This is a genomic window from Flammeovirga pacifica, assembly GCF_000807855.2.
Taxonomy (GTDB): domain Bacteria; phylum Bacteroidota; class Bacteroidia; order Cytophagales; family Flammeovirgaceae; genus Flammeovirga; species Flammeovirga pacifica.
On sequence record NZ_JRYR02000002.1, the window covers coordinates 295,211 to 307,963 of the forward strand.

At 31.6% G+C, this 12,753-nt stretch carries 12 protein-coding genes; 6 read left to right on the forward strand and 6 right to left on the reverse strand.

Features of this window, described 5'->3' with window-relative positions:
* The 5 genes from NH26_RS20425 to NH26_RS20445 all read left to right on the forward strand — a co-directional run bounded on the left by NH26_RS20425 (position 1) and on the right by NH26_RS20445 (position 4,984).
* Positions 1-1,374: a GH25 family lysozyme gene (locus NH26_RS20425; protein ID WP_052431760.1), complete on the forward strand. Its 1,374-nt coding sequence runs from the start codon at positions 1-3 to the stop codon at positions 1,372-1,374.
* A gap of 134 nt (positions 1,375-1,508) precedes the next feature.
* Entirely contained in the window at positions 1,509-1,856 is a 348-nt protein-coding gene (locus NH26_RS20430) for a hypothetical protein (RefSeq protein ID WP_044217974.1), read from the forward strand.
* 16 nt (positions 1,857-1,872) lie between these two features.
* Positions 1,873-3,732: an ATP-binding protein gene (locus NH26_RS20435; RefSeq protein WP_052431761.1), complete on the forward strand. Its 1,860-nt coding sequence runs from the start codon at positions 1,873-1,875 to the stop codon at positions 3,730-3,732.
* Complete coding sequence (locus NH26_RS20440) at positions 3,729-4,364, forward strand: response regulator (RefSeq protein ID WP_044217977.1); 636 nt, start codon at positions 3,729-3,731, stop codon at positions 4,362-4,364. The genes NH26_RS20435 and NH26_RS20440 overlap by 4 nt, the downstream gene beginning before the upstream one ends.
* A 173-nt stretch (positions 4,365-4,537) precedes the next feature.
* On the forward strand, positions 4,538-4,984 hold the full coding sequence (locus NH26_RS20445; protein ID WP_044217981.1) for a hypothetical protein: 447 nt from the start codon (positions 4,538-4,540) through the stop codon (positions 4,982-4,984).
* Here the strand turns inward: NH26_RS20445 and NH26_RS20450 are convergent.
* The 6 genes from NH26_RS20450 to NH26_RS20475 all read right to left on the reverse strand — a co-directional run bounded on the left by NH26_RS20450 (position 4,962) and on the right by NH26_RS20475 (position 10,886).
* Complete coding sequence (locus tag NH26_RS20450) at positions 4,962-5,498, reverse strand: histidine phosphatase family protein (RefSeq protein WP_044217983.1); 537 nt, start codon at positions 5,496-5,498, stop codon at positions 4,962-4,964. The two genes, NH26_RS20445 and NH26_RS20450, sit on opposite strands and share 23 nt — an antisense overlap.
* Positions 5,483-6,253 (reverse strand): adenosylcobinamide-GDP ribazoletransferase, encoded by a 771-nt coding sequence (locus NH26_RS20455; RefSeq protein ID WP_199880275.1) that lies wholly within the window; start codon positions 6,251-6,253, stop codon positions 5,483-5,485. The genes NH26_RS20450 and NH26_RS20455 overlap by 16 nt, the downstream gene beginning before the upstream one ends.
* Positions 6,253-7,260, reverse strand: coding sequence for a nicotinate-nucleotide--dimethylbenzimidazole phosphoribosyltransferase (gene cobT / locus NH26_RS20460; RefSeq protein WP_044217988.1), 1,008 nt, complete (start codon positions 7,258-7,260; stop codon positions 6,253-6,255). Before cobT ends, NH26_RS20455 begins: the two co-directional genes overlap by 1 nt.
* 215 nt (positions 7,261-7,475) lie before the next feature.
* Entirely contained in the window at positions 7,476-8,753 is a 1,278-nt protein-coding gene (locus NH26_RS20465; RefSeq protein WP_044217990.1) for an MFS transporter, read from the reverse strand.
* A gap of 288 nt (positions 8,754-9,041) precedes the next feature.
* A complete protein-coding gene (locus tag NH26_RS20470; protein WP_044217993.1) occupies positions 9,042-9,584 on the reverse strand; it encodes a DUF1353 domain-containing protein in 543 nt (180 codons plus the stop codon).
* A 243-nt stretch (positions 9,585-9,827) separates the two neighbouring features.
* Positions 9,828-10,886 carry an NAD-dependent epimerase/dehydratase family protein gene (locus NH26_RS20475; RefSeq protein ID WP_044217995.1) on the reverse strand — a complete coding sequence of 353 codons (1,059 nt, stop codon included), beginning with the start codon at positions 10,884-10,886 and terminating at the stop codon, positions 9,828-9,830.
* 385 nt (positions 10,887-11,271) lie between these two features.
* On the opposite strand from NH26_RS20475, the gene NH26_RS20480 reads away from it, so the two are divergent.
* Positions 11,272-12,753 (forward strand): hypothetical protein, encoded by a 1,482-nt coding sequence (locus tag NH26_RS20480; protein ID WP_044217996.1) that lies wholly within the window; start codon positions 11,272-11,274, stop codon positions 12,751-12,753.

Genomic DNA, 12,753 nt, shown 5'->3' on the forward strand with positions numbered 1-12,753 from the left:
ATGAAGACTTTATCTGAATTTGAAATTAGCATTGTTGAAAGTTTAATTACAATTGCTGATAAAACAAATCAAACCACTAAAGATTGGATAGAACAGTTTTTTTTTACAGAAGATGAAGGCAGGGCTTTAATCATTCAAGCAAAAGAAAATTATGGTGTATTTTTCCTTAAAAAAGAAATATTTGATGATGACGATTTAAAACAACAAGAAGAAAGTAAATTTCATCAACTGATACATTTTCTTAACTATCTAAAATCAGAAAATTATATCACTCAATCTAGAGGGAAACAGAATAGATCAAGCCAAATGTTTTTCATACAAGATAGTTTTAGAGATCCTCAACCAACAAAAGGAGCTATTATTTTGAATGCTGGTGGTGAGTATACAGAATCCCCAAATACAATACAGAATCATTTTAAAGAGATTGTTTATGAGGGTATCACATATGATCATGATGTATTTGATTTAATACTATCTACTCTTACTGGAAGCTTGTTTGTTTCTCCTACCATTCATCAACTTATTAAAGATGAAAAAAAAGAAGAATCAACAAAAAAGAAAAAGAATAGACCGGTATTCTTTATTGTAGTTACGATACTTTTAGTACTAATTATTGGTTTAATAGTTGTTTCCCATTTTCATTTACTTACCTTAATAAAGCCTTTACATTCATCTATATTAGATAAAGGTCATCATGATTCTGATAGTCTTGTAGCTAATAAGAATATAACTGAAGTTGATGATTTATCATCAACAAAAGATACTCTTTATGGGATAGATATTTCTAAATGGAATGGTAATATCATTGAAGATATTGGTGAGCAAAGTGATTTGAATTTTATAATCTGTCGGGCATCAGAAGGTTTGACAATAAAAGATGACGAATTTCATCATAATTGGAAAAGTATAAAGAAGAAGAAGTTGATAAGGGGAGCTTATCATTTTTATATGACAGATGATGACCCTATCGAACAAGCGAAACATTTTACAGATATTATTGGGGAACTAGATAATAATGATATTGCTCCAATTTTGGATATCGAATCTGGTAGTATTCCAGAAGATAATCCAATAGATGTTTCAGATCTACATATTGATTTGATACTTTTTCTAAAAGAAGTAGAAAAAATTACAGGACGAAAACCTATTATTTACACAAGTGAATATTTTGCAAATGAGTATTTAACATATAAACGTTTTTCAAAATATCGATTGTGGTTGGCAGAATATAGTAATGGATCAAATCCAAAAGTTCCTTCAACTTGGGTTGATGTTGGGTGGATGATTTGGCAAAAATCATCATCTTATTCTATAAATAACAAGAAAAATGATTTTGATATGTTCATAGGAGAAGAATGGGAGTTATTTATGTAATATCCTAAAGTAATGAATTTTAATATGTTGAAATTGTTTTGATATGAATAAGTAGAAATTATAAATATATTTACATATTATTGTAATACAATTGCTATTCTATAACTAAATCAATACATTAAAAACTAATTGCTATGAATACTCGAGTAATCTGGGTTAAAGTAAATCCAAATGACGACAAAGAACTCCAATTTTCAAATGACCGTACTAACTGGTATGCTGATAGCGATTTTACAACAATCGTTAGTGTAAACGATACTGTAATTTGGCAGCTAACCGAATATAATCCAAATGGTAAAATCCAAAAGGATGTAGATGATAATCATAAAAAAATCTTTTCAGAGCATATTAAATTAGATAATGGATCTTTTGTGGCTGTTGTAAAGTCTAATGTAGAAGGAGTGAATTTCAGGTATCGTTTAAAGGCTAAAATTAATAATAAAAAATACAATCATGATCCTGTGATCAAGATAAATGCATAGCGATTTTTTATTGTTTATGTCAAAAAAAGCCTATCTATTATTGATTGGCTTTTTTTGTATAAACAGTAATCATTCTCTTGCGCAAGATCAAAAGATTGCTGATAGTTTAAAAATAATTTACGAAGAAAAAAAACTGAATATAGAAACTAGACTGGAGGTATTAAGAAACCTATCTTTTAATGAAACTAATAATTTAGATCTTTCAATTAAATATGCTGAACAACTCATTAGATTATCTACTGAACAGAATAATTATTTGTATCTCTTTAGAGGGTATCATATTAAAGGAATTAAATTAAGGGATAAAGGTCATTTAGATGATGCTATTAATTTTTTTTTTAAAGCACTAAATGCCTCAAAAGAAGCGAATTATTCGGAAGGTGTAGGGACATCATATTGTAGTATTGCTGATGTATATAACATCAATGGACATCATAAATTTGCTATCGACTATTATTTTAAGGCTATTAATATACTAAGACAATCAAATGACTCTCTTTTTCTTGCAAGTGCATTGTTAAATATTGGAGATGAATATCTTAGTACTCAAAAATATGATTCGGCTTTATTTTTCTTTAGTGAGTCGAATAATATTTTTAAAGAAATTAATTATACAATAGGCATAGCATATAATCAGGGGAATATAGGAATGGTCTATGCGAATTTGGGTAAAATGGGGTTGGCAGAGGAAAGTATGTGGGAGGCAATAAAAATACTAGAAGCCTCTAACGATTATTATCCAATATGCTTTTACCTTATCAGTATTTCCAATATTTATTTAAAAAATTTAGATTTTAAGTTAGCAATTAAATACGCTACAATGAGTTTAGATATTGCGATAAAACATGGTTTAAAAAAACAAGTCAGCGATGCACATCAACAATTATATCATATTTATAATAAGAAGGGATTTTCCAAAAAAGCCTTATATCATTTTAAAGCTCATATTGAACATAGGGATAGTGTGAATAATCTTGAAAGTATTCAAAAAATTGCCGATTTAAGAACCAAATTTGAAGTGAACATCCGAGATAAAGAAATAGCAATTTTAGAAAGTGAAAAGACCTTAAGTCACACTTTTATTATCGTTTTTATTATACTTTTAATAATGTCAATACTTTTTATTCTTTATTTTAGACAGAAAATAAGAACAGCTAAAATACTATCGAGTAATACAAGAAAAGAATATGAACAAAATATAGAAAAATTACTGAATGCTCAAGAAAGTAAAGCTTTGGAAGCTTTGATTAATGGAAGTGAAAGAGAGCGAAAGCGTATAGCTCAAGATCTCCATAATCATTTTGGTAGTTTATTAGCTACTATTAAAGTCAATATTTCTGCTATTGAAGATTATAAAATACCTAATCAAAATACTTTAGAAACTTTAATAAATAAAGCATGTACAGATATACGAAGTATTTCACATGAGTTGAATATGGGTATTTCAGAAGATTTTGGTCTTGTTCAATCTTTGAAAGAACTGACAGAACATCTTCAAATAGCAAGAGGATTACATGTTGAACTTTCTATTTCTATTGGTAGTACTCAGCTTTCTTCCCCAGATGAAATTTTGATATATAGAATTGTACAAGAGTTAATTAGTAATGTTTTGAAACATGCAGAAGCTACTAAATTAAGTATTCTTTTAACTTGTTTTGAAGAAGAAAGATTGATAAATATTTTAATAGAAGATAATGGTAAAGGATTTATTCCCAAGAGTACACCTTCTCAGAGTAAAGGAATAGGTTTAAATAGTTTGAATAAAATGATTCTAAAAAAGAAAGGTGAAATGAAAATTGATAGTAATTCAAGAAGAGGAACAACTATTTCAATTGATTTACCAATTACAATAACTCAAGTAGCATTTAAACAATGATTAAAATATTATTGATAGAAGACCATCAACTTTTTGCTGAAGGCATGAAGTCTATGTTTATACCAAAAGATGGAGTTGAAATTAAAGCTCATATTACAAATGGTAATCAGGTATTTTCAATTTTAGAAAATCATGAAATTGACCTTATTCTTTTAGATATAGATATGCCAATAATGAATGGTGTAGAAGTATTAAAACTGCTAAAAGATAGAGGAATAGAAGTGCCGATTTTAATGTTAACAATGCATCAATCTATTAAATATGTTAGAGAAGCCTTAGAAAAAGGAGCTCAAGGCTATATTCTAAAAGATGCATCTAAATCAGAATTAAAGGAAGCAATACAAAAAACTAGTCGAAAGGAAAACTATTTTCATTCTCAAATTAGTGATCAAATCTTTGATTATTTTAGAACAAAAGGTAAGAATAACAATTTTTTGAATGTTCTTTCAGAAAGAGAAATTGAAATTATTCAGTGTATTGCAGATGGGAAAAATAGTAAAGCAATTGCGGAAGAATTGTTTATTAGCGAGCATACGGTAAGGACTCACAGAAGGAATATTATGCATAAAATGAATGTGAGTTCTGCAACAGCTTTAGTTAAGCTAGCAATAGAAAAAGAATTGATTAATTAGTAGTTTATTTTTATTAAATACATGTGATTCTAATTATATTCTCATAAAACTCTATAGTTTTATTTTAGATTTTTTTAATTGATCTAGGGTTTTTTCTTCACAATTCCCCTTTATTAAATGAATATCTTAAATATTTATATCTATCAATTAAATCTATTCTAATGAGTAAGTATATGAAAAATCTATTCCTTCTAGTTGTGCTTTCTAGTCTACTATTTTCATCTTGTAATACACAAGAGTCGTGTAATGATCCTAATGCTTTAAATTCAGAAATTACTAAAAGTAATGATGGAAATTGTAGGTATACTAATGTGATCTTTTACGCAGGAAGTAATAAGATAGGGGGTAATGCTAATACTATTGATAGAATTGAAATTTATCAATTAACAATGGATAATGAAGAATTGATAGGAACGATCTCTCAATTAGAACCTGAAATAGAAGCTCCAATCGGATGTTCTGATGCTCAAAATTCGATTCGAAAAGAATTAAATTCGGGAAATGAAACTCGTTTTACCATCAAGTATTATTATACGAATGGAAGTTCGGAAAATGGGGGAACACACGTTTTTAAAGCAGTATCTGATGTGGAATGCCTTATTCAGAATTTGACTTTGTAGAAAATTTAAATACCTCTCCAAAATTGACTTTCACATCAAAAATGTTTTCTAAAGGTATATTTTGATAAATATGATGGAAAACTCTTACTACAGAGGCATGGGTAACAACCACAATTTTATCATAGGATTGTTGTAGAATCTCTTGATGGATATCAATAACTCTTTTAGAAATTTGATGTAATGATTCTCCATTTGGAGGAGACTGATAAACAAAATCATTGCCCCAAACATCCATTTCATGACGAGGAATATCATCCCAAGGAAGTAGTTCCCAATCACCAAAATTACACTCCATTAATCGTTCATCCATTAAAAATGAATCGGATAAGTATTGGCACAGTTGGACACACCGTGAAAGTGGAGAGGTAATAAAAGCATCGATATCATCAGGTATCGATGCTTTTATTTTTTCAAAATCTATCCTGTGATTGGACTGGATATTTACATCACTTTGACCATAGCAGATTCCTTTTGGTATATTTACTTCAGTATGTCGAATTACATAAATTTCCATAAAGCAATAAGGGAAGCGTAAATGAATATTTCAGTCATTTGTTGAGTAGCACCCAAACAATCACCTGTATAACCACCAATATTTTTTCTAAAGAAATGACCTAGATATAGGGCAAAAAGGATACAAGGGATTAAAATCAAAAAGACCCATTGATCTTGAAAAAAGACAAATGGCCATAAGCCAAATATCAACCCTGGTATAAATTGCCAGACATCAAATTTAGTATTGGCCATAGGCTTAGATTTACTTGTGTCTAAGTCTTGCACATAAGGCAAGAGATCAACCATAGTAGAAGCAAAAAATCGACTTAAGCTATGTCCTAAAATTATGGAGCAATAAAAAAGGTAATTACTCTCCTCATAAATAGACATCAAGAAGAAAAATTTAAGGAGCAATGATAAAACAACAGCAACAGTACCATATGTACCAATGCGACTGTCTTTCATGATACTTAAAATCTTCTCGGGAGTGTATCCACCGCCAAAAGCATCGAATGTATCTGCCATGCCATCTTCGTGAAAAGCCCCTGTAATAAGAATACTAGAAGCCATAGAAATAAGCACTGCAATCTCTAAAGAGAATACTTGAATTGCACCATAAAAAATTAGACAACATAACATGCCTAATAGAATCCCAATAAACGGGAAATACTTTCTAGAGGCTTGCAAATATTCTGTTTTATAGGGTACCCATTTTGGTATGGGTACTCTCGTGAAAAACTGAAGTGCGGTAAAAAAAAGATATATTTCTCTCATTATTCTTTTTCGCTAACATTGGCAGATGCGAAGCTTGCCATCTCATTCATAAATAGAACAGCACTTTGAATAATAGGATAGGCCATTGCTGCACCAGTTCCTTCTCCTAAGCGTAAACCTAAATGAAGTAAAGGTGTGGCCTCAAGTTTTTGTAATAGTAATGTATGTCCTTTTTCATCAGAGACGTGACTGAAAATGGCATTTTTTTGTATTTCGGGTTGTATCGCTTTAGCAATAGCATATGCTGCTGTAACAATAAAACCATCCACAATAATCATCTTACCTTTAGCTGCAGCTTCTAACATAGTGGCTGCGATCATTGCTAGCTCAAACCCACCAAAAGCGCTCAATATTTGGATAGGACTGTTTAATCCTTGGTGTTTTTCTAATACTTTTTCTAGAATAGAATATTTCTTTTTGAACCCTTCTAAATCAACCCCTGTTCCTTTACCGATACAGTCTTCCAATCGAAGTTGGTATAAAGCACTCATTATTAAAGTAGCAGAAGAGGTATTGCCAATACCCATCTCACCAAAACCAATAATATCACTGTCTTTAATATCGTCTCTTTCTAATAGTTTTTTTGCTTGATCAAAACAATCTCCAATTTGTTGTGATGATAGTGCATTGCCAATCAAGCTGCTTACAGTACCTTTTGCAACTTTAGCATCGATAAGATCTTGGTGAGGTTCAAAATCGAAATTGACACCTGCGTCTACAATCTTTAAATTTAATTGATGTTGCCTTGCGAATACATTAATTGCAGCTCCCCCGTTTAAGAAATTTAATACCATTTGATAGGTTACTTCTTGAGGGTAGGCACTTACTCCTTCTTTTGCTAAACCATGATCACCAGCAAAGACAATAATAGTAGGGTTGTTTAATGTAGGAGATGTAGTTTTTTGAACCAGACAAATTTGCTTTGCTAATGTTTCTAAGTCACCTAAAGCACCTATTGGTTTTGTCTTTTGATCAATCTTTTGTTGGATTTCTTGAAGTAAGTTCATTATTAAAGTGGATTATGATTTAAATGTTAAAACAAATTAGTAGATATTTTATCGATTTGCATCAAAAAATAGAAATGTATTTTGTGTAACAGAGACTTATTGTGATAAATAATAAAACTAATACTAAAATTTGAGAATTGAAGTAGGTCATTTAAAATAAAGAACCCCATCAGAAATGAATCCAATGGGGTCTTGCTTTTAAAATATATACACTTCTAATCTTCAGATTTCTGAAAAGTCTCTTTAATTAATATTGCACAAACAATAGCGGCTATAAATGCAATTGGCATCACCCAAATGGCCGATTGGAAAGCAGTTTGTAACTGCTCTGATGATAAAGAATCATTTCCACCAAAATAACCTACTAACCAACCAAACAAAGGTTGACCAACAGCACCAATACCCATCAATACCACTGCAGATAATCCATTAGCTGTTCCCAAAACTTTGTCCTCATTAGACTCTCCAATAACTGGGTAGCCAATAGTTTGAGATGCCGTTATAATGCCGAGTAATAAAAATACAATATAGAAATATGTTGCACTTGTAGAAACAGGGAACATAATAAGTAACATGACAGCAAGTGATAAAACTGCACCTCCAATCATTGCTTTCTTTCTAGATTGTAGTTGGTCAGAAACCCAACCACATAAAGGAGAACCAACCATGGTACCGATAAATATCATCCCGATGATACCTGTGTAAGTCACTTCATCAAAAGCGGGGTTAACAAACTTTAAGTAAGTAGTACCCCACACTGCACCTAATAATAAAACGGATAAGTTTAATAATCCAATGAATAAACCAGCCAGCCAATTTTGAGAATTAGATGCGGCTAATTTTAATCCTTCAAATAAGGTTAAACCTTCTTCAGTGGTTTCGTTCGTCTCTTTTTCTGGAGCATCTTTTACAAAAACACCTATTAAAATGAGAATAAATACTCCTACAAATCCATTAATTAACATAGTAGTTTCTCCACCGTAGTATTCTAATAAAAGTAATAATGGAGCTCCAGAAACCCATCCACCAAAGACTGCAAATGTAACCAATAAGCCAGAGACTAATGCCAATTGAGAAGAAGGGAACCATCTCGGAGCTAATCTAAAAGGAGCCATAAATGCAGCACAATGGGCTATTCCAAGTAAAAACCTAAAACCCATTGATAAAGTAACATTGGTGGAATAGGCAGTACCAAAAACACACACAACAGCTAATAATGCCATTCCAAGAATTACTTTTTTAACAGATACTTTGTCTAAAAGTACACCAATTGGGAGTAAAAGTAGCACAGTACCATATAGAAACATACCAGCATAACTGCCAAATTCGGCAATAGTGGTAAGACCTAATTTATCCATAAAATACCCTTTCATAGTTTCCGTACTAAAAAGGGTCATTTGAATGAAGCTATAAAAAAAGAAAGCCCCTGCTGAGAATACAGACAGAATCGCTTTAGTAATATTATTTGATTTCGATTGAACTAGTGTTGACATAATAAAAAAATCTATGTATCGTAATAATCACCATCCAATATCAATAATTAAAGAATAGATCACTTCTTATTTTTTACCTATTAATAGGCTTTTTTTAACCTAGATTTTATCTAACAATGCTCTAAGAATGGGAGAAATCAAAGTCAAGAAGGAATGGGTAAGTGAGTTTGGTAATTTCTATTTGATATAATTTTCTGATATATAAAAAAAAGGTAGAATGAACAGATGATCATTTACCTTTTGTGATGCTATCTTACTTAGAAATACATTTTGATAATCATTTATTGATCATATTACTTCTTGATCTACAATGGTATCCAAAGCCTTAAAATTTTCTTCATGCTCAATAATATGATTTACCTTTTGAAGGAGTTCGTCATATTTATTTTTGATTAAGGCATCTTCATCGGTGTGATAAGAAGAAAAACATTCCGTTTCTTCAGATTTAGAAACACCTTTTATAGACCACCAAGACCCAATGGAAACTCCGATATATAATATTGCAGCACATTTCCATGTACATCCATCATGTCTACAAGCTTCAAAAAACATCTTATCTGCAAGGCGTCTTTCTTGAAATGTCACATTGGGGTTATTACCTTCACCAACAAAATAGTCGTGAATCACAGAGGCTCTTCTGTATTTACCTACGTAAGGTGAACCAATGATATTCCATAAGGATTGAGGTATGGTAGCTCCATTTATTTCAGCTCCTAAAGGGGCCGTCCATACTTTGTTGTTTTGGTCGGTAAAGGATAAATCATCTAATAAAATCATTAGTCTATCATTTCCTTTCCATTTGGTAATAGGGTATCCGCTAAATTTTTCCATGAGTTATTAGTTTTTATTGGTCGCTTTATTTATTGGCATTTTACTTTCAACAGTGCTAGTGTAAATGTCATTCTTAGTTATCTTAATATACAAAATTTATAGGAGAATATAAAGCTGACCTTGCTTTTAATCATGAAATGAAAGTGTGTGAATTGTAAAAAGAAAAGAACAAAATAAGTGATTTGAAGCTGCTTTTAAGTAAGAACACCTCATTAAGTAACACTCAATGAGGTGATGAATGATTTATACAATTTTATTATCTACTAAAACCTGAAATGAATCTTCCATTGTTTCTTTCAATGGTCTAAAAGACATTCCTAACTCATTCACAATTTTAGAGTTATCTGCCTTCCATTCAATATTGACATTGTTTTTAATAAACCTTCTTGTTAATAATTTATTGGTAAAAGGACCCACAATCATCAACAACCATTTTGGTAAAGCTTTTTTAGGAAGAGGGTATTGCGCTCCAAATTTATCTTGAAGGGTTAAACCCATTTCTAAAAAGTTGGTATTGTGTGCAGAAGTAATGTAACGACCTTTTGCTTCTGGAGTATAACCAGCTTTATAATGAGCAACAGCTAAATCACGAACATCAATAACACCTACACCCATTTTTGGTGCACCCATTTTAAAAGTACCATCACCCATTTGTTTTAAAATTGTAATACTCTCTGAAGTGGTGGCTTTTGCATTTTGAGCAGGTCCCATGACAAAGGCAGGGTTAATCGTAACTAAATCCCATTGTGATTGTGCATTAGCAATTTCCCAAGCTTTCTTCTCCGCTAAAGTTTTTGATAAAGAGTAAGGTTGATAATCCAAAGAAGCAGTAGTGTTCCATACTTCTTCATCAATCATTCCTTTAGGTGTATTGGCTAGGTCGGACGCGTCGGTATAAGTGGCTACTACACTACTAGTGACTACAATTCTTTTTACAGATGACACTTGATTGGCAGTTTCTAGTACATTAGCAGTTCCTTTTACTGCAGGATCAACCAAATCTCTTTGAGGGTCTTTCACATCAGTAACAAATGGCGATGCTGTGTGGTAAACTAGTTCACAGCCTTGCATTGCTTCTTGATAGGCTCCTTCTTCTAATAAATCAGTTTTGAAAAACTTAATGTTGCCTTTTGCTTTTTCAGCCGCTTGGATTAAATGACCTACCTTTTCTTTATTATCTGGATTTCTAACAGCTGCATGAACGGTGTGTCCTTCATCCAATAATTTTTGAACTAACCAGCTGGCAACATACCCATTGGCTCCGGTAACTAATACTGGTTTGGAAATATCTATTTGTTTCATGATTGAAGTTTAAGTGTATAATCAATTTCGGTGATACCATGGTAATTAACAAATATGGAGATGATATGTTTCTGTAATGAATGAAATTGATGAAAATGGATTAATAAACTGTATCAAATAAACGCATACTAACAAAAAAATGATGGAGCTATTTATTGGTTTACTGATAGTAACAATGTGTAAAATTAATAACTGACAATCACATTCTTTTGACAATCAACAACATGTGAAATTAGCAGTATCTATACATTGTTTTCAGTTATTTAAATACAATTACATGTGTATTACAATAACTGTCGTTAGCTAACTTTTTACAATTACTCGGAGTAAATATTAATTAAGTTGGGGTGAATTTATTTCTCCCTTAAATGAAATGAATTAAATAATGAATTACTATTTTAAAAACCTTAGAAGTACAGTCATGTTACTTTTTCTAGGGGTTACTTTGCTATGTGTTAACTTTTCAGCTAAAGCACAAAAAACCGTTGGTACCGTAAAAGCAAATGTGGGTACTAAAAACCTGACTTTTTTTATCAATAAAGTCAATGTAAAAGCCACTAAAATTTTTAGAAATGGCGTGGCTACAACAAGTCAAGTCAATAATGAAATTGAGAGAATTTCTAACCTTGGCGGAGGTGTAATTAAATTCTTCTCAGGAACTTATACTTTAGGTCAGATTAATTTGAAATCAAATATCAGAATTGAAGTTAGTAATAATGTGAAGTTTATCATTGACAGGAGTAAAGGAAATTCGACACTTTTTAACTTAGGCAGAAATGCCAATAGTATGCAAGGTGTTATCTCTAATGTAGAAATAATTGGGGCTTCCGATAATCCATCAAGTTGGTTTAAAATTGATTTAAGCAATTTCAAAAAATTGGATACTGCGACACCATTTAAGGTGAGTTTTGTTAAAAATTTCGCCATTTCTAGGTTCGTGATTTTAGATAACTACACACTAAATCCTTCTGTCTTTTTAGTAGCTGATAGTAAATATCTAGGTAGAGATGCTAATGGTCGTGCAAATTATGATTTGAGTACTTTCAATAGAATTCCGGTACAAGGTGTTGTTAAAAATGCTAAGGCAACGGGGATTGGTACCGGCTATGCATTAGTTCAGCCATTTAGTGGTAAACGACTTTATTTTGAAAACTTGGAAGGAGAACAAGGAATCACCGTACGTTTAGAACCAGGTAGTGGGAAATCTAACGATGATTTAAATTTAACTGCAAGTAAAAAAATGGGCTCAATTGATGATATTTTCATTAAAAATGTATCGAATAAGCTAGGGTTTGCCGCATTGTTTATAAAACCTCATGCTAAAATTTGTAATAACATCTATGCCACGGGATTACATGCCGAGAATAGTTTGTCAACCCTTTATATTGCTTCAGCTAGTTTACTTCCTCAATCGCGAAGAGGGAAATTTACGAATACAACATTCGAAAATATCTCATTTAAACAGACTATAGCAAATAAGGTATCTAGTGGGACGAATAATTTGGTAGCATCCAATTATCCTTGTGATACGGGGGTAGAAGGATTACGATTGATGACGGAGAAACATAGACAAAAGTTAGTGACTGTAAGAAATAGCCGTTCCCCAAAACCAGGCGTGTATTCTTTAATAATTAAAGATGCAGGTGGTCAGCGCTACAAAACTCATCCTATTGCACCAGTGATTTTTACTTCAAAGTATGCTGCAAATTCAGTAGGTAACGTACCAGGGAGATACAATGTAAAAATACCTTCTTTAGGAAATATAAAAGTACAAGGTGGGATTTTTAATGGAAGTAAAGTAGTCTACAGAAGTGATGCTAAAATTATTGTTTCTGGAGCTGCAGACACGGACTATATTTTTGAATAA